The sequence below is a fragment of the Pseudoduganella rivuli genome (genome assembly GCF_009674485.1).
GTDB classification, from domain to species: Bacteria; Pseudomonadota; Gammaproteobacteria; order Burkholderiales; family Burkholderiaceae_D; genus Rugamonas; species Rugamonas rivuli_B.
This window is the reverse complement of the sequence record NZ_WKJJ01000003.1, coordinates 368,558-386,955: the sequence shown is the minus strand read 5'-3', so window position 1 is coordinate 386,955 and position 18,398 is coordinate 368,558. Positions and strand designations below refer to the sequence as shown.

The 18,398-nt window shown below is 62.8% G+C and carries 14 protein-coding genes; 5 read left to right on the top strand and 9 right to left on the bottom strand.

Features of this window, described 5'->3' with window-relative positions; genetic code table 11:
* Nucleotides 1-100 precede the first annotated feature (100 nt).
* Entirely contained in the window at nucleotides 101-388 is a 288-nt protein-coding gene (locus GJ700_RS06590) for a hypothetical protein (protein WP_154371848.1), read from the top strand.
* A gap of 186 nt (nucleotides 389-574) precedes the next feature.
* On the opposite strand, the gene GJ700_RS06585 is transcribed toward GJ700_RS06590, so the two are convergent.
* From GJ700_RS06585 to GJ700_RS06570, 4 genes are read right to left on the bottom strand one after another with little or no spacing between them, the layout of a single operon-like run.
* Nucleotides 575-1,624: a S49 family peptidase gene (locus tag GJ700_RS06585; RefSeq protein ID WP_154371847.1), complete on the bottom strand. Its 1,050-nt coding sequence runs from the start codon at nucleotides 1,622-1,624 to the stop codon at nucleotides 575-577.
* A 10-nt stretch (nucleotides 1,625-1,634) separates the two neighbouring features.
* The gene (locus tag GJ700_RS06580; protein ID WP_154372024.1) at nucleotides 1,635-2,006 is read right to left on the bottom strand and encodes a Rieske (2Fe-2S) protein; all 372 of its coding nucleotides are present in this window, start codon (nucleotides 2,004-2,006) and stop codon (nucleotides 1,635-1,637) included.
* Complete coding sequence (locus GJ700_RS06575) at nucleotides 2,006-2,665, bottom strand: HAD-IIIA family hydrolase (protein WP_154371846.1); 660 nt, start codon at nucleotides 2,663-2,665, stop codon at nucleotides 2,006-2,008. Before GJ700_RS06575 ends, GJ700_RS06580 begins: the two co-directional genes overlap by 1 nt.
* 31 nt (nucleotides 2,666-2,696) lie before the next feature.
* Entirely contained in the window at nucleotides 2,697-3,728 is a 1,032-nt protein-coding gene (locus GJ700_RS06570) for an RluA family pseudouridine synthase (protein WP_154371845.1), read from the bottom strand.
* A gap of 586 nt (nucleotides 3,729-4,314) precedes the next feature.
* Here GJ700_RS06570 and GJ700_RS06565 point away from each other — a divergent pair.
* The 3 genes from GJ700_RS06565 (at nucleotide 4,315) to moeA (ending at nucleotide 10,794) form a co-directional block, all read left to right on the top strand.
* Nucleotides 4,315-7,563, top strand: coding sequence for an Rne/Rng family ribonuclease (locus tag GJ700_RS06565; protein WP_154371844.1), 3,249 nt, complete (start codon nucleotides 4,315-4,317; stop codon nucleotides 7,561-7,563).
* Nucleotides 7,564-7,715: 152 nt separating this feature from the next.
* Entirely contained in the window at nucleotides 7,716-8,822 is a 1,107-nt protein-coding gene (moaA, locus tag GJ700_RS06560) for a GTP 3',8-cyclase MoaA (protein WP_154372022.1), read from the top strand.
* An 82-nt stretch (nucleotides 8,823-8,904) separates the two neighbouring features.
* Complete coding sequence (moeA, locus tag GJ700_RS06555) at nucleotides 8,905-10,794, top strand: molybdopterin molybdotransferase MoeA (RefSeq protein ID WP_229506837.1); 1,890 nt, start codon at nucleotides 8,905-8,907, stop codon at nucleotides 10,792-10,794.
* Between the two features lie 107 nt (nucleotides 10,795-10,901).
* Here the strand turns inward: moeA and GJ700_RS06550 are convergent, their stop codons facing one another.
* Genes GJ700_RS06550 through GJ700_RS06540 form a run of 3 tightly spaced genes read right to left on the bottom strand, consistent with a single transcriptional unit; the run spans nucleotide 10,902 to nucleotide 13,520 of the window.
* Nucleotides 10,902-12,176 carry a DNA recombination protein RmuC gene (locus tag GJ700_RS06550; RefSeq protein ID WP_154371843.1) on the bottom strand — a complete coding sequence of 425 codons (1,275 nt, stop codon included), beginning with the start codon at nucleotides 12,174-12,176 and terminating at the stop codon, nucleotides 10,902-10,904.
* Nucleotides 12,177-12,210: 34 nt separating this feature from the next.
* Nucleotides 12,211-12,597 (bottom strand): group II truncated hemoglobin, encoded by a 387-nt coding sequence (locus GJ700_RS06545; protein ID WP_229506836.1) that lies wholly within the window; start codon nucleotides 12,595-12,597, stop codon nucleotides 12,211-12,213.
* 29 nt (nucleotides 12,598-12,626) lie between these two features.
* Nucleotides 12,627-13,520: a LysR family transcriptional regulator gene (locus GJ700_RS06540; RefSeq protein WP_229506851.1), complete on the bottom strand. Its 894-nt coding sequence runs from the start codon at nucleotides 13,518-13,520 to the stop codon at nucleotides 12,627-12,629.
* A 101-nt stretch (nucleotides 13,521-13,621) separates the two neighbouring features.
* On the opposite strand from GJ700_RS06540, the gene GJ700_RS06535 reads away from it, so the two are divergent.
* The gene (locus tag GJ700_RS06535; RefSeq protein ID WP_154371840.1) at nucleotides 13,622-14,407 is read left to right on the top strand and encodes an NAD(P)H-dependent oxidoreductase; all 786 of its coding nucleotides are present in this window, start codon (nucleotides 13,622-13,624) and stop codon (nucleotides 14,405-14,407) included.
* Between the two features lie 6 nt (nucleotides 14,408-14,413).
* Here the strand turns inward: GJ700_RS06535 and GJ700_RS06530 are convergent, their stop codons facing one another.
* Both GJ700_RS06530 and GJ700_RS06525 read right to left on the bottom strand, forming a co-directional pair.
* Nucleotides 14,414-16,936 carry an ABC transporter permease gene (locus tag GJ700_RS06530; protein ID WP_154371839.1) on the bottom strand — a complete coding sequence of 841 codons (2,523 nt, stop codon included), beginning with the start codon at nucleotides 16,934-16,936 and terminating at the stop codon, nucleotides 14,414-14,416.
* A gap of 134 nt (nucleotides 16,937-17,070) precedes the next feature.
* Nucleotides 17,071-18,084, bottom strand: a complete 1,014-nt coding sequence (locus GJ700_RS06525) for an adenosine deaminase (protein ID WP_154371838.1) — start codon at nucleotides 18,082-18,084, stop codon at nucleotides 17,071-17,073.
* Nucleotides 18,085-18,398: the final 314 nt, after the last annotated feature.

The window sequence follows — 18,398 nt, the reverse complement described above, 5'->3', positions numbered from 1 at the left end:
GACAGGCTAATTGACATAGATCAAGGTTGATGCTGCTCCCAGGATTACACTGAATTTACCGTAGGAATCCACCTAACCGCTGTAAGAATCAGGAGGGCGTATGCCCCAGTCTGTCTTCCACTTTATGGCGCAACACACTGGCGAGTTGATCCTCATCCAGGCAAAAGGCGACAGCAATACAGAACAGGCGGCATGGCGCCGGGAGGCGCAGAGGCAATTCCTGGACTGGCTGGGGTCTGGCGGCTTCCACTCGGAAGCAGAAGAAATCCATGCGCGAAGCGCAAATGAAAACAGCGGCACTTCTGCCGCCGTTCTCCAGTCCCATCCCGGGACTCAATGCGAGGAACTGAAATTCACTCGAGTCCGCATTCGTGATGCGGTTGAGTAGTTCGTTTCTGACAGTGCAGACAACGAGTTAGGTTGTTTTGCGGCCTCCCTTGGAATGAACTACACCACCAATATAGCCCACACTCGGGGGATTTCAAGGGTCAAAAAGGCATAAATGCTAACATCGATCTGTGCATAACCGCACTGATGCGCATCAGCTCAACTATACGTTTACCGCTCCGTTTGCTCAGCGGATTTCCCGTCCCGCATTGCGAACGGTTGCCTTCACGACACCCTCGCCCATCGCCGCGCCAAACTTCTTCAGCACCCGCTCCGGCAAGCCCTCATGTTGCGTGTAGTCCACAATGTCTTCCGCGTGGATCACATCGCGCGCCACGGTATCGACCGTGCCCAGGCCATCGGCCAGGCCCATGGTGATGGCGCGCTCGCCGGTCCAGAACAGGCCGGAGAACGTTTCCGGCGTCTCCTTCAGGCGCTTGCCCCGTCCGGCGCGCACCACACCGATGAATTGCTGGTGGATTTCATTGAGCATGGTTTGCGCATGCTGGCGGTGCTTGTCCGACAGCGGCAGGAAGGGATCCATGAAGCCCTTGTTTTCCCCTGCGGTCAGCAAACGGCGCTCGACGCCTGCCTTGCTCATGATGCCCGTGAAGCCGAACCCTTCCATCAGCACGCCGATGGAACCCACCACGCTGGCCTTGTTGACATAGATCTGGTCAGCAGCGGCGGCAATGTAATAGCCGCCGGATGCGCAAATCTCATTGACCACCACATACAGTTGCTTGCTTGGGTACCCTTTGCGCAAGCGGTGGATTTCGTCGACGATCATGCCGGCCTGCACGGGACTGCCACCGGGGCTGTTAATGTGCAGCACCACGGCCACCGAGCCACTGTCGGCAAACGCTTTATTGAGCGCGGGAATCACGACGGCGGCCGAGCCGCTGCCTTCCGTCTCGATATTGCCGTCGATTTCAATCAGCGCCGTATGGCGTCCCAGCGCTTCACCATCGGCGCCGGGCCAGGAAATATCGAAATACGTCGCCACCGCAAACAGGATCAACAGCAGGGTCAGGAATTTGAAAAAGATGCCCCAGCGCCGGTGCGCACGGCGCTCGCGCACGGTGGACAGCACCAGTTTTTCCAGTACTTCCCGCTCCCAGTTCAGGCCGCCGACTTCCCGTGGTGGCGCCGTCGGCGCCGAAGTAGGGGCCGGCGTCGGTGCGGGAGTGGGCGGAAGGTCCGCGCCGGGCGCGCTATCGCTAGTGTTTTCGCTCATTATTATTCAGTCAGGCGCGCGCCGGACGGATGAACTCGTCAGGCTGCCAATAGAGTTGCTGGTCGCGTTCCACCACTTTAATCGGGCGCAGCCGGCCGCCACGGCAGGGGCCGCCGGCACAAAAGCCGCTGTCCGGCACGTACAACGCCCCGTGGGTGGAACACATGATATAGAGTTTGCTGGATTCGAAAAACTCGCCTTGCACCCAGTCCAGTTCGATCGGCACGTGGGCGCAGCGGTTCAGGTACGCGTAGGCCACGCCGCCGTGGCGCACGACAAACCCGGTCGCGTCTTCGCCAAACGCCGTGACGGGAAAGCGCACGCCCCTGCCGCCTTCTTCCACGTCGGCCGCCGGACAAATCAAGACTTCCTGGACTTCCATCAAGCGTTCTCGGTCAGCCACTGGTGCAATTCCTGCACGGTTTTGGCCGAGTAGATGGGGTTGCAGGCATGCAGCTGGTCAGCCGGATGCGCGCCGTATTCGACAGCGATGCCGGCCGCGCCCGCATTGTTCGCCATCAGGATGTCGTGGCTGGTGTCGCCGATCATGACGGTGCGCTTCATGTCCTGGCCCAGTTCGCGCGTCAATTCCTGCAGCATGGCTGGATGGGGCTTGGAAAACGTTTCATCGGCACAGCGGGTGGCGTCGAACATCGACAGCAAGCCTGCTTCCGCCAGCGCGCGGTTCAGGCCGACCCGGCTCTTGCCGGTCGCCACGCCGAGGAAGTAAGCGCTCGCTGACAGCTCTTGCAGCATGTCGGCCACGCCGTCAAATAACGTCAATTCGTGGTCTTTTGACAGGAAATGGTAGCGATAGCGCTCCACCATGCGCGGATAATATTTGGGATCGACGTTCGGCAACACGGCTTGCATGGCTTCATACAAGCCCAGGCCGATAACGTGCGACGCGGCGTCTTCCCCCGGTACCGGCAAGCCCAGGTCACGTGCTGAAGCTTGAATACACTTGACGATCGTCGATGTGCTATCCATCAACGTCCCGTCCCAGTCGAAGACAATCAGATCATATTGCTTTCTTGGCATGACATCCGGCGCGCCCGCGCCGGCTCCTCTGTTAGTTCAATGGTTTGCCCAAGCTTACCAAGAATCGCTCGCATTCGGCGGCCAATGGCGCGTTCAAGGTCATGACCTTGCCCGTTTCCGGATGGGTAAACGTAATCTGGTGTGCATGCAGGAACATCCGCTTCAGCGCGCCACGCGTGGCGTCGGCTTTTTGAAGCGCCTTGTTCAATGCAAAATCGCCATATTTATCATCACCTGCGATAGGAAAGCCCGACGATGCCAGGTGCACGCGGATCTGGTGCGTACGCCCCGTCTTCAGTTCGGCTTCCAGCAACGCAAAGCCCGCAAACTTCTTCAACAGTGTAAATACCGTGTGCGACGGCAAGCCATCTTCCGACACCGACACACGCCGCTCGCCATCCGGCGTGGAATATTTACGCAATGGCAATTTAACATGCTGACGAGCGTTCTTCCAGTCGCCCACGGCCAGGGTCAGGTATCGCTTATCCGTATGCCCGTCGCGCATTTGTTCGTGCAGGTTGGTCAGCGCCGAGCGTTTCTTGGCCAGCAACAGCAAACCGGACGTGTCGCGGTCCAGCCGGTGCACCAGTTCCAGGAATTTCGCGTCGGGACGGGACGCACGCAATTGCTCGATGACGCCGAACGACACACCGGAACCGCCATGCACGGCGACGCCGGCCGGTTTATCGATCACCAGTAAATGGCTGTCCTCGAAAATAATATCGAATTCACACGCCGGCACCACCGCTTCGGCTTTTTCAGCCAGGCGGATCGGCGGCACGCGCACGATATCGCCTTCCACCAGGCGGTATAACTGGTCGATGCGGCCTTTATTGACGCGCACTTCACCGGAGCGCAGGATGCGGTAGACATGGCTTTTCGGCACACCTTTGCAGATCCGCAACAGGTAGTTATCTATCCGTTGTCCGGCTTCTTCTTCGGTGATCGTCAGGAATTGTGCTTGCGGCAGGACCTGTGTTGGGGAAGCTTGGGGTGCCTTTTCAGGCGGTATTTTCGTACCCTTATTGCCTATCTTCCCAGAAAATCTCTCTAAGTCCTTCATTTTGAATATATAATTGTTTTGCTGCGGTTAACCCTGCTGCAAGTGTAAGAATTAAAAGCACATTCTACACAGGGGCGTATCCACTGGCCTCGCCAGATTGCAAATTCGGTGGAAAAAAAACGTATACGCACACTCGTGCGCATATCAGGGTGGCAACCGCTGTTGTCATCGGGTAGAGGGCACGGGTGCTGGGATTAGATTGGCTGGATAGTTAGGATGAGTCTGGCGAGCAAGCCCATAGTCGTTGCTCGCCGGTTTGATGAAGTTGATAACGCTGCCGTTTTCGCCAGGCGCGGTTGCGCTGGCTCGACGATTTGCGCACGCCTGCTGTTGTGCTCCGCCCCCCTTATCTATCAATAAGGGCCGCGCAGATGAGCTTACAGGCAGTGCGCGCACTCGGCATGACGATTGGCTTCATGCGCCCTTTGCGGCGGGCTGGGGTAACTGCGGGCAACCGCGCCCCCCTGCTGCGCCGCATGACGAGGCATTTTCCGCAGCCTCCTTTCTCCCGCGTATATCCCATGTACTACGCCGTTCCCGCGAGGGAGCGGCTTGAGAGGCCTATGGGGCCGCGGAGTTTAAAAAAATGAAACGCATGTTGTTTAATGCTACGCAGCAAGAGGAACTGCGGGTAGCGATTGTCGATGGTCAGAAACTGATCGATATCGACATCGAAACCGCCGGCCGCGAGCAGCGCAAATCCAACATCTATAAAGGCGTCATCACCCGTATCGAACCATCGCTGGAAGCCTGCTTCGTCAGCTACGGCGAAGACCGTCACGGTTTCCTGCCCTTCAAGGAAGTGGCGCGCAGCTACTTCCGCGAAGGCGTCGATGTCCGCAACGCGTCCGTCAAGGAAGCGCTGCGCGAAGGCCAGGAAATCATGGTGCAGGTGGAAAAGGAAGAGCGCGGCAATAAAGGCGCCGCCCTCACCTCCTTCATCTCGCTGGCCGGCCGTTACCTGGTCCTGATGCCGAACAATCCGCGCGGCGGCGGCGTATCGCGCCGTGTCGAAGGGGAAGAGCGCCAGGAATTGCGCGAAACCATGGACAAACTGGACTTGCCACAAGGCATGTCCGTGATTGCCCGCACCGCAGGCATCGGCCGCACGGTCGAAGAACTGCAGTGGGACTTGAATTACCTGATGCAACTGTGGCGCGCGATCGAAGGCGCGTCGAAAGCGGCTTCCGGCGCGTTCCTGATTTACCAGGAATCGTCGCTGGTGATCCGCGCCATCCGCGATTATTTCCAGCCGGACATCGGCGAAATCCTGATCGATACGGACGACATCTACGAACAGGCTCACCAGTTCATGAGCCACGTGATGCCGGACATGGTGCACCGCGTGAAACGCTACAGCGACGACGTGCCGCTGTTCTCCCGTTTCCAGATCGAACACCAGATCGAAACCGCGTATTCCCGTACCGTGCCGCTGCCATCGGGCGGCGCCATCGTGATCGACCACACCGAAGCACTGGTGTCCGTCGACGTCAACTCGGCCCGCGCCACCCGCGGTTCCGACATCGAGACCACCGCCTTCAACACCAACCTGGAAGCGGCCGAAGAAGTGGCCCGTCAGTTGCGCCTGCGCGACCTGGGCGGCCTGATCGTGATTGACTTCATCGACATGGAAGTGTCGAAGAACCAGCGCGAAGTGGAGCAGCGCCTGAAAGACGCCCTGCACCACGACCGTGCCCGTGTACAAATGGGCAAGATTTCCCGCTTCGGCCTGATGGAACTGTCGCGCCAGCGCCTGCGTCCGTCGCTGTCCGAAGGTTCGCACGTGACGTGCCCGCGCTGCTCCGGCACCGGCCACATCCGCGATACCGAATCGTCCGCCCTGCAGGTGCTGCGCATCATCCAGGAAGAGGCGATGAAGGAAAACTCGGCCACCATCCACGTGCAAGTGCCGGTGGACGTGGCAGCCTTCCTGCTGAACGAAAAACGCGGCGAAGTGCTGAAGATCGAGAACCGTCACCGCATCACCGTGATCCTGATTCCGAACAAGCACCTGGACACGCCGCACTACAAGCTGGAACGCATCAAGCACGACGATCCGCGCCTGGAAGACCACGCTGCCAGCTACACGCTGGCGGAGTCGGCCGAAACCGATATGGCTTACGCGAAACGCCAGAAGGAAGAAGCCAAGCCGCGCCAGGAAGCCGTGGTGAAAACCATCACGCCGGAACAGCCGGCGCCGATGGTGGACCGCAAGGCCGCCGAAGCCGCGAAGCCGGCCGCAGCACCTGTCGCCGCACCGGCGCCGGCCCCTGCGGAAAAGGGTTTCTTTGCCCGCCTGTTCTCGTTCTTCTCCGGCAAAGAGGAAGAACCAGCGCCAGTGGCGCCGGTTGCACCAACCATCGTCACGACCAAGCCGGCGGGTGACCGCCAGGAACGCAACGCCCGTGGCCAGCGTGGCCGCAATCGCAATGAACGCAATGGCAAGCCGGGCCGCGAAGAGCGCGAACCGGGCGCCCGTGCCGCCGGTGAGGAAGGCGCCAAGCCGGCCGCCGATGCGCAGGTCCGCCCAGCCCGCCCGCCGCGTCCGCCGCGCGAACCGCGTGAAGCCCGCGAAGGCGCACCAGCCGAAGCGCAGGGCCAGCGTGCCGAGCGTGGTGAACGCGCCGAACGTGGTGAGCGTCCTGAACGTGGCGAGCGTCCACAACGCCCGCCGCGTGAACCGCGTGCCGACAAAGCCGTTGAAGTGAAAACCGACGAAGCGGCAGTATTGGCTGCGGGCGCCGTGGCGCTGACGGCCGTTGCACCGGGTGTACCGGGTGTTGCTGCCCAGGCGCCTGTGGTGGAAGCGCCACAGAAACTGGCGGCCAACGCTGGTCCGGAAGGCGATGACGAAGGCGCGGAAGGCGGCGACGAGCCGCGCCGCCGCCGCCGTCGTGGCGGCCGCAACCGTAACCGCCGCGAGCGCGAAGGCGCCGAGGGTGTTGAGGGTGCGGACGGCGCGGAACGCAGCCCGGTGATCAGCTTCACCGTGGCGCCGGAAGAAGGTGCGGAAGCAGCGCCTGCCGTGGCTGCAACGGTTGCCGAGACTGCGCCAGCGCCTGCGACTCCGGTTGCCGAGACTGCTCCGGTAACTGCGGCGCCTGCTGCTGAAGTTGCAGCTCCGGCTGCTCCGGTTGCTGAAGTTGCGCCAGTGCCTGCCGCGCCTGTTGCCGACGTGGCGCCGGCGGTTGTTGCCGAAGCTGCGCCGGTTGCTGAGGCAGCGCCCGCTGCCGTGGCGGAAACCACTGCGGTTGAGGTTGCTCCCGTGGTCACGCCTGCCGCCGCAGTGGAAGTTGCCGCGCCGGTGGCTGACGTAGCGCCGGTTGCCGAGGTTGCCGCACCGGTTGCCGCGCCTGCTGAGGAAGCGCCTGCTTCGCTGATCGAGCAAGCAGTTGCTGCTGCACAAGCTGCACCGGTCGTGCCGGAACCTGCTCCAGTTGCCGAGTACGCCTACACGGCGCCGGCGGCGGAAGCTGCGCCTGCTGCTCCGGCAGCGGAGCCAGTTGCCGCACCAGCTGTGGTGGAAGCCGCCGCCCCGGCCATTGAAGCTGCGCCAGTGGTGGAAGCTGCGCCAGTGGCCGCTCCCGCGCCAGTCGTGGAAGCCGCGCCAGTTGTTGCTGCTCCTGCACCAGCGCCAGCAGCGAAACCGCAAAGCGACATGAACGCGATCCTGGAAGCCGCCGGCCTGACCCTGGCATCGACCGACCCGGCCAAGCTGCGCGCCGCGCAGGAAGCTGCCGCCCAGGTGGCCCCGCCCGTGCGCGTGCCGCGCGAGCGCAAGCCGCTGCCGCCGCAGTCGAACGAACCGCTGGTCCAGGTCAGCACCCGCCGCTAAGCTTGCTTAAGCGGTAGACAAGAAAGGGAGGCCTGTGCGCCTCCCTTTTTTTCGTCCTGCCGATGGGGGCAGGCACGGATATGCGCGGCGGCGTACAGGTGAAATCCACGCCGCTGCCGACGGGGTCGCTGGCGTCGTGCTATCGTTACTGTATGTCCGAGAAAATTATTGTTTTTACCGACCAGCGGGCCCAGTCTGCCTTCGTGCCCGACGTGTTGCAGGCGCCCACCGGCAGCCTGCGCGACCAGCTCGCCCGCCCCTTGCACGACTTGCGCATTTCCGTCACGGACCGCTGCAACTTCCGTTGCGTGTATTGCATGCCCAAGGAAGTGTTCGACAAGGATTACAACTACCTGCCCCACTCTTCGCTGCTGAGCTTCGAGGAAATCACGCGTATCGCGCAGATTTTCATTGAACACGGCGTGGAAAAGCTGCGCCTGACGGGCGGCGAACCGCTGTTGCGCAAGAATATAGAAAAGCTCATCGAGATGCTGGCGCAGTTAAAGACCGTGCACGGCAAACCGCTCGACCTGACCTTGACCACCAACGGTTCGCTGCTGGCCCGCAAGGCGCAAGCGCTGAAAGATGCGGGTTTGCAACGCGTCACCGTGTCGCTGGACGCGATGGACGATGCCGTGTTCAAGCGCATGAATGACGTGGATTTCGCCGTGGGCGACGTGCTGGACGGCCTCGATGTCGCCCACAAGGTGGGACTGGGGCCCATCAAGGTCAACATGGTGGTCAAAGGCGGCATGAATGACCAGGAAATCCTGCCCATGGCGCGCTATTTCAAGGGCAGCCCCTTCATCCTGCGCTTTATCGAATACATGGACGTGGGCGCATCGAATGGCTGGAAACTCGATGAAGTGGTGCCGTCAGCGGAAGTCGCGCGGCGCATCAATGCGGAAATGCCGATCGAACCGATTGCCGCCAATTACACGGGTGAAACCGCCGAACGGTGGCGCTATACCGATGGCGGCGGTGAAATCGGCCTGATTTCCAGCGTCACCCAGGCATTCTGCAAGGATTGTTCGCGGGCGCGCCTGTCCACCGAAGGCAAGCTGTATACCTGCCTGTTCGCCACCCGCGGCCACGATTTGCGCGCGCTGCTGCGCAATGGCGCGTCCGATGCGGAAATCAGCGGCGCCGTCAGCCACCTGTGGCAGGCGCGGGGCGACCGTTATTCCGAGTTGCGCACCAGCCAGACCGCCCTGCCCGCTTCCGCCCGCAAGGTGGAAATGTCCTATATCGGCGGTTGAATTCTTTCCAAGTCCGGCATCGCCCGTTAGACTGCCGTAGATGCACCCGCATGCAACTCAACGGCTACTCTCGGGGGATGGTTTGACTTTCAAGCACAAGATGACCGGCATGATCCTGGCCGGCGGCCGCGGCACCCGCATGGGACGCGTCGACAAGGGATTGCAGCCATTCCGCGGCGGTCCGCTGGCCGCCCACGTGCTGCAACGGCTGGCGCCGCAGGTGGCGCAACTGGCCATCAACGCCAACCGCAACCAGGCCGCCTATGCATCGATCGCCGTCGCCGCCAATTCGGACGCGCCCGTCTGGCAGGATGACCTCACCGGGTTCGAAGGGCCGCTGGCCGGCTTGCAGACCGGTTTGCGCCGCTGCGAGACGGACTGGCTCTTGACCGCCCCCTGCGACTCGCCATTCCTGCCGGACGACCTGGGTGTCCGCCTGGCCGAAGCGCTGCTGCGCGACGATGCCGACCTGGCCGTGGCCGTGACCATGGATGCCGATGAAAGCGGCGACGCTTACCGCCGCGTGCACCCCGTGTTCGCGCTGATGAAAAAATCCGTGCTGCCCAAACTCGATGCCTACCTGGAAACCGGCGGACGCCGCATGGATGGCTGGTATGGCGCGATCAAGGTCACGCAGGTGCTGTTCCAGGAAGCCGGCGCATTTCGCAACATCAATACGCTGGCCGACCTGAAAGACATGGAAAAGCTGGCCGAACCCGCCGCCAGCGGTTTTGGCCGCAAGGCGTCGCTGTCGGCCGGCGAAGCGCAGCGCATCATCCGCGATGCCATCACGCCGGTCACCGCCGTGGAAAAAGTCGCGCTGCGCCAGGCGCTGGAGCGCGTCCTGGCCACCGATGTCATTTCCCCCATCGACGTCCCCGCGCACGACAATTCCGCCATGGACGGCTATGCCTTCCGTGGCGCCGACCTGTCGGCCGATGCGCCCACCACCTTGCGCGTGGCGGCCACCGTGCTGGCCGGCCGCCCGTCCGGCGTCCACATCCCGACCGGCGAGTGCGCCCGCATCATGACGGGCGGCGTCATGCCGGACGGCCTCGATACCGTGCTGCCGCAGGAATTGGCTGCCGCCATCACGCCTGACAGCGTCACCATCGCCCCCGGCACCATCAAGACCGGCGCCAACCGCCGTTTCAAGGGCGAAGACCTGGCCATCGGCAAACCCGCTCTGCACCAGGGCAAGATCGTCACGCCGGCCGACCTCGGCCTGCTGGCGTCGCTGGGGATGGCCGAAGTGCCGGTGCGGCGCCGCCTGCGCGTGGCCTTCTTTTCCACCGGCGATGAATTGCGTTCGATCGGCGAAGCCTTGGAGCCGGGCTGCATCTATGACAGCAACCGCTACACCTTGTACGGCATGCTGACGCGACTGGGCTGCGACGTGATCGACATGGGCGCCGTGCGCGACGACCGCGCCGCGCTGGAAGAAGCGCTGCGCACGGCCTGCACCAGCGCCGACGCGGTCATCACCAGCGGCGGCGTGTCGGCCGGGGCGGCCGATTACATCAAATCCATCATGACGGAACTGGGCGACGTCGGCTTCTGGAACCTGGACATGCGTCCCGGCCGCCCGATGGCGTTTGGCCGCATTGCCTCCGAAGGCCGGCAGTCCTGGCTGTTCGGCTTGCCCGGCAATCCGGTCGCGGCCATGGTGGCGTTTTATTTCTTCGTCCGGCCCGGCCTGATGAAAATGATGGGCACCACGGCCAGCCACTTCACGGTGCGCGCCCGCAGCGCGGTGACGCTGCGCAAGAAACCGGGACGCACGGAATATCAACGCGGCATCATTTACATTGCGCCCAATGGCGAGCGCGAAGTGCGGATTACCGGATCGCAGGGCTCCGGCATCCTGCGCTCGATGTCGGAAGCCAATTGCATGGTGGTGTTGCCACACGAGCAGGGCGACGTGGCGGCGGGAGAACTGGTCGAAGTGGTGATGTTTGAAGGGCTGATCTGATTCCAGCGCCAACTACGGTCGCTCCGTAGGGCGGTTTTCGCAACGCGAAAGCCGCCATGCATGCACGTCGGTACGTTCGCTGCCACTGGGACGCATGCATGGCGGCATCAGGCCGCGTCAGTGTCGTCCGTGCTTTCGCCCTGCCCCAGCAACTGCTGCGCCGCGGCATCCGGCAGCGCCTCCACCGACTTCAATTTGCGCGCCATTTGCCGGCTGCGCACTTCCGCCGTTTCAATATTGCGCGCCGCCTTTTCCAGCGTGAGCCGCGTAGTGGCCAGCACGTCGCCAAACTTGGCGAACTCCGTCTTCACGGCGCCCAGCACTTGCCACACTTCCGACGAGCGCTTTTCCAGCGCGAGCGAGCGGAAGCCCATCTGCAAGCTGTTCAGCAACGCCATCAATGTCGACGGCCCCGCAATGCTGATGCGATTAGTTCTCTGCAATTCATCGGCCAGTCCCGGGCGGCGCATGACTTCCGCATACAGACCTTCCGTCGGCAGGAACAGGATCGCGAAGTCGGTGGTCGCCGGCGGCGCCAGGTATTTGTCGGCAATGGTTTTCGCTTCGTTGCGCACGGCGCGTTCCAGCTCGCGCCCGGCCAGCGCCACGCCATCCGCGTCGGCCCGCTCGGCGGCATCGATCAGGCGTTCGTATTGTTCTTTCGGGAATTTGGCGTCGATCGGCATCCACACGGGCGCTTCGCCATCGCGCTTGCCCGGCAATTTCAGCGCGAATTCCACGCGCGCATTCGAGCCGGCCACGGTTTCCACGTTTTTCGCATACTGGTCCGGCGTCAGCACTTGTTCCAGCAGCATTTCCAACTGGACTTCGCCCCACGTGCCGCGGGTTTTCACGTTGGTCAGCACGCGTTTCAAGTCCCCCACGCCCAGCGCCAGTTGCTGCATTTCACCCAGGCCCTGGTGAACGCGCTCGAGCCGCTCCGACACTTGCCTGAACGATGCCGACAGCCGTTCTTCCAGCGTCGCGTGCAGTTTTTCATCGACCGTCTTGCGCATCTCTTCCAGCCGGGCGCCGTTGTCGGCTTGCAGCTCGCGCATTTTGACTTCCAGGGTGGCGCGCACTTCCAGCAGGCGGCGCGCGCTCGATTCCGTCAGCGCTTCGATCTGGCGCCGCATCACGTCCAGCTGCTGCACGGTGGCGGCATGGGATTGCGCGAGGATTTGCGCGGTTTCCTGGCGCGACGCCTGCGCCGTGGCCTGCAACTGCAGGCGCACTTCGCGCTCGAGGCGCTCCAGTCCCGTTGCCAGCTCGGCCACGCCCTTGTCCTGCTGCGGGGCGCGGGTGCGCAACAGCGTCACCACTTGCAACGCCACGATCACGGCGCCCAGCGCCAATATAGCCAGCAATTCCACGTTGCTCATCACAGTCCAAATCCGCCCTACAGCAGGAACCGTATTAATGCGGGTGATTACGCATCCAGTCGGCCGTCTGGTAAAACGATTGCATCAGCCGTACGCGCAATTCTTCATGGATACCCACGTCTTCCATGGCCCAGGCCATGGCGCGCAACCACTGGTCGCGCTCGGTGGTGCCGATCGGGAATGGCAGATGGCGCGCCCGCAGGCGCGGGTGGCCAAAGCGTTCGACAAACGCATCCGGCCCGCCCATCCAGCCGGACAGGAACCAGAACAGCTTGTCGCGCGAACCTTCGGTGGTGGGGGGATGCAGGGCGCGGATGACCGCGAATTCCGGCTCCAGTTCCATCAAGTCATAAAAGCGGTCCACCATCTCGCGCAACTTCAGTTCGCCGCCGATGGCTTCGTATATCGTTTGTTCAGTCATGGTGACTGTCATGATACCACCTTGAGGGTCTACACCGAGGCCGCGATATGGCTGCGCAGCCACTGGTGGGCAGGATCGCGGTGGCTGCGTTCATGCCACACCATCACCATGTCATAACCGCGCACGTCCACCGGCGGCGCCACCACGCGCAAGCCGGGCATCCCGCGCACCAGCCGCGACGGCAGCATGGCCACCAGGTCGGTCGACAGCAGCGCGGCGCGTACGAACAGGAAGTGGGGCACCGACAGCACCACCTTGCGCTGTAAGCCCCGCTGCGCCAGCGCGTCATCGGTGACGCCGTAAAAGGCGCCGCCGGCGGTCGACACAATCACGTGTTCCAGCTTGCAAAACTGCGCCAAGGTCGGCGCCCGTTTCAAATGCGGATGGCCGCTGCGCCCCGCCAGCACATATTGTTCGCTGAACAAGGTTTGCCGGTGCAAATGTTGCGGCGCGCCTTCCGCCGTATGCAGCGCCAGGTCGATATCGCCCTGCTCCGCCAGTTTGGCGATGCGGGCCGGCTCCAGTTGCACGACCGCCAGCCGCGTGCCCGGCGCGGCCTTTCTCAAACCGGCCAACGCAGGTAACAGCACGGCGGTTTCGCCATAATCGGCCGCCGCCACGCGCCACGTGTTGTCCGCCGTGGCGGGGTCGAACGGTTTGCCCGGCTGCACGGCCTGGGACAGCGCTTCCAGCGCCTGCCGCAGCGGCGTCCTTAACTCTTCCGCGCGCGCTGTCGGCTGCATGCCGCGCGGGCCGGGCAACAACAGCGGGTCGCCAAAGATGTCGCGCAACTTGGCCAGGTGCACGCTGACCGATGGCTGCGAAAAATGCAGCCGCTGCGCGGCGCGCGTGACGTTGCGCTCGGCCAGCAACACGTCCAGCGTCACGAGCAGGTTCAGGTCCAGCCGGCGCAGATCATTCATGGACATTAACTTTCAATATACCTGCAATTTCAACTATTCATTTCAACTATACCGCAGCAATGCCTATCCTGACGGCTCCACCACTTCTTTTGAGCCACACCATGAATATCCTGATCGTCTACGCCCACCCGGAACCCCATTCACTGAATGGCGCCCTCAAGGACTTTTCCGTGCAACACCTGCAAGCGCAGGGCCATACGGTGCAAGTGTCGGACCTGTATGCGATGGATTGGAAAGCGCCGATCGACGCGACCGACAGCCTGGCCGCGCCCGTCGGCCCGCACTTCCATCCATCGCTCGACTCGAAGCACGCTTATGCGAACGGTGTGCAAAGCCCGGACATCGCACGGGAGCAGGACAAGCTGCGCTGGGCCGATACCGTGATCCTGCAATTCCCGCTATGGTGGTTTTCCATGCCGGCCATCCTCAAGGGATGGATCGACCGGGTCTATGCCTATGGTTTTGCCTATGGCGTGGGCGAACATTCGGATCAACGGTGGGGCGAACGCTATGGCCAGGGCGCCATGTCCGGCAAGCGCGCCATGCTGGTGGTCACCACCGGCGGCTGGGAATCCCATTACAGCCCGCGCGGCATCAATGGCCCGATCGACGACGTATTGTTCCCGATCCAGCATGGCGTATTGCACTACCCGGGATTCGACGTACTGCCACCCTTTGTTGTGTACCGCACCAGCCGCATGGATGAAGCGCGCTTCGCGGACGTGCGGTCGGCACTGGGGCAGCGCCTCGATACATTGGCCACCACGGCGCCGATCCCGTACCGCAAGCAAAACATGGGCGATTACATGATCCCCGCGCTGACGTTGCGCGACGAGATCGCGCCGGGCCAGAGCGGTTACGCCGTCCACCTGGACGCGTCGCAATAACGCAAATCACGCGTTACGCAACGTCTGCAACGGCGGGTGCTTCAACACGCTGCGCAAGCCAAAGTAGCCGCCGACAATCGCGCACAGCGCCCCGGCGGCCAGGCCGGCGCCCCACACGCCCGGATTGAATACCCACTCGAACTTGAACTGGTAGGTTGCCAGCCCCCATCCCATGGCGGCGGCGCCCGTGGCGGCCAGCAGGCCGGCCAGCGCGCCCACCAGCAGGAACTCGATCAATTGCGCACGCGACAATTGCTGCCGCGTGGCGCCCAGCGCGCGCAACAGGCCCGCTTCGCGGGTACGCTCATCCTGCGACCCCATCAGCGCCGCGTACAGCACCAGCACGCCGGAAATCAGCGTAAATCCAAACAGGAATTCCACCGCCACGATCACCTGGTCCAGCACCGCCTGCACCTGGCGCAGCACGGCGCCCACGTCGACCACCGTCAAATTCGGATATTCGCGCGCCAGCGTATTGCCCATGGCGGCATGCTGCTTCGGCAAGTGGAAGGCCGTGATCCACGTTTGCGGCGTGTCCGCCATGGCTTTCGGGTTGATGACGACAAAGAAATTCACGCGCATCGAGCCCCATTCCAGCTTGCGCAAGCTGGTGATCGTGGCTTCCACCGGCGAGCCCGCGATATCGAAGCGCATGCGGTCGCCCAGTTTCAGGCCCAGGGTTTTCGCGATGCCCTCTTCCACCGACGCTTCCGGCTTGCCTTCCTGGTCCGCATACCACCGGCCGACCACGATCTTGTTTTCCGCCGGGATGTCCGCCATCGTCGACAGGTTGAATTCCCGTTCCGCCAGCCCCTTGGCCCTCTCGTCCGTATACGTGGTGGCCGTGACGGGCTTGTCATTGATGGCGGTCAGGCGGCCGCGGATCATCGGATACATCGGCACGTTCGCGACACCGGCGGCGCCCAGCTTCGCGGTGATCGGATCTTTCTGGTCGGGCTGGATATTGATGATGAAACGGTTGGGCGCATCGGGCGGCGTGGCGTTGCGCCATGCCGTCATCAAGTCGCCCCGCACCACCGTCAGCAACAGCAAGGCCATCAAGCCCAGCGCCAGCGACACCACTTGCACCACGGTGGCGCCGGGGCGGCGCTGCAGCGACGTCACGGCAAAGCGCCACGCCTGGTTGTTGACGGCGCCGCGCAGCGGTTTCAACACCTTCAATCCCAGCCAGCCGGCCAGGGCAAACAGGCCGAACGCGGCCAGGAAACCCAGCCCCGTCAGCGATGCCAGTTTCACATCGCGCGCCTGCCACAGCAGCAACGCAAAGAAACTCGCCAGGCCCAGGCCATAGGTGGCCAGCGCCATCGGCTGCGGCGCGGCCGCTTCGCGGCGGATCACGCGGTTGTGCGGCACATTGCGCAATTGCAGCACGGGCGGCAACGCAAAGCCGGCCAGCAACAGCATGCCGACCGCCATGCCTTGCAGCGCAGGGATCAGCGTGGCGGGCGGCAAATCCGCCACCATCAGCGCACCCAGCGATTTCAGCAGAACGAAATGGCTGACGTAGCCCAACGCCACGCCCAGCAGCGAGCCCAGCAAGCCCACCAGCGCGAATTCAATCAGGTACAGCAACGTGACCTGGTTTTGCGTCAAGCCCAGGCAGCGCAGCATGGCGCAGGCATCGAGGTTGCGCGCCATGAAGCGGCGCGCCGCCATGGCCACCGCCACGGCCGCCAGCATGGCCGACAGCAATCCCACCAGCGACAGGAAGCGGTCGGCCCGGTCCAGCGTGGCGCGCATTTCAGGGCGGCCCGCCTCCAGCGATTCCAGCCGTACGTTGCGCACATTATCGGCCTTGATTGTTGCCTGCAGCCAGTCGTCGAACGCCTGCACGGCTTGCATGTCCTTGCCGGCCACCAGCATGCGGTACGTGATGCGCGCGCCCGGCTGTTCCAGGCCCGTCGCCGGCAAATCGGCGGCGTTCAGCATCACGCGGGGAGCAAAATTCATGAACGATGCGCCCCGGTCCGGCTCGGCCGCGATCAGGCGCGCAATGGTGAAAGTCTTGTCGCCCAGGCGGATGGCGCCGCCCACTTTTGTATCCAGCGCCGGCAGCAAGCCCGCATCGGCCCACACGGTGCCGGCCTCGGGAATATCGGCGGCGGGATCGCCCAAGCCGTCATTGGCCTGGTCCGGCGCCGCCGCCACACGCACGCGGCCGCGCAGCGGGTAGCCGCTGGTGACGGCCTTGATCGAGGCCAGTTGCGACAGCGACGCTTCGCCCTCGCCCGATTGCGCCATGCTGGGGAACACCGCCGTGTAGGCTTGCTGCAAGCCCCGTCGCGTGGCCTCATCGCGCCACGCCTGCGGCGCGGGCTGGTCGGCCGTGACCACCATGTCGGCGCCCAGCAACTGGTGCGCATCGCGCTCCAGCGCGGCGCGCAGGCGGTCGATGAAAAAGCCGGACGCGGACAAGGCCGCCACCGCCACCACCAGCGCCACCAGCAGGAAACGCAACTGGCCGGCGCGCCAGTCGCGCAAAGTCATGCGGATTGCTTGAGCAAACATCGGGTTCCCTGGTGGACAAAGTTGACCAAGGTCAAAGCATGAAGGGGATTTGTTAAGCGTGCCTTAATGGTTGAATGGCATGCATGGCGGCTTGGCTGTGCCAAACCGCCCTACGGAGCGTGCGCCCCGTTCTTTTACACGGGTAACGCGGCGAAATAGGCGTCGACTTCATCCAGGAACGCCTGCTTTTGTTCGGCCGGCAAGAACGCAGCAACAAAGCTGTTGCGCGCCAGCCGCTGCGCGTGCGACAGGCCCAGCGGCAGCGAGTCAAACACGGCCAGGAAGTTGTCGTTCATGTAGCCGCCGAAATAGGCCGGGTCATCCGAATTCACGGTGGCCACCAGCCCGGCGTCCAGCAGTTGCACCAGGTTGTGGTCTTGCATCTGGTCGAACACGCGCAGCTTGGTGTTCGACAGCGGGCAGACCGTCAGTGCGATGCCTTCGCGCGCCACCCGTTCCGTCAGCGCCCGGTCTTCCAGGATGCGCACGCCATGGTCGATGCGCTCGACTTTCAGCACGTCCAGCGCGGACTGGATGTAGGCCGGCGGGCCTTCTTCGCCCGCATGCGCGACCAGGTGCAAGCCCAGGTCGCGGCAACGGGCAAACACGCGGGCAAATTTTTCCGGCGGATGGCCGACTTCGGACGAATCCAGGCCGACACCGATGAACTTGTCGCGGAACGGCAGCGCCTGTTCCAGGGTTTCCAGTGCGTCTTCTTCGGACAAGTGGCGCAGGAAGCACAGGATCAGTGTTGCGGATACGGGACTATCCTGGCACGCCTTGTAGATGCCGTTGACCACGGTTTCCATCGGCACGCCGCGCGCCGTATGCGTTTGCGGATCGAAGAAAATCTCCGTGTGGCGCACATTGTCGGCCGCTGCTTTTTTCAGGTAGGCGGCCGTCATGTCATAGAAGTCCTGCTCCTTCAACAGCACGCTGGCGCCCGCATAGTAAATGTCGAGGAACGATTGCAAGTCCTTGAATGCATAGGCCTGGCGCAGCGCTTCAACGGAGGGATACGTCAGTTGCACGCCATTGCGTTCGGCCAGCGCGAAGATCAGTTCGGGTTCCAGCGACCCTTCGATATGGATGTGCAATTCCGCTTTCGGCATGGCTTGCACCACGGTGCGCAACTGATTGTTCGTCATGGCTGTTCTCTCATTGTTGGAAGGGATGCACGCAGTTTATCGCAGCACGGAAATTCCATGCGTGCAGGCATGAGCGCCTCAGCCATGATAATGTGGCGAAAAGGCACCGGAACGGTGTTGAAAAGCATAGGAAAATACATGATAAACAATCATTTTCCAATTTAAATTCAACGCCTTACGGAAACCTATTAACGATATTGCGACATATGTTTTGACTTCCTGAAGCAGTGGAGCAATAATTAATTTCATCAACGTAAGATGCGTTACATAGAGCGCAAAACTATGCCGGCAACCATCCTCCGCACGGCCCAACA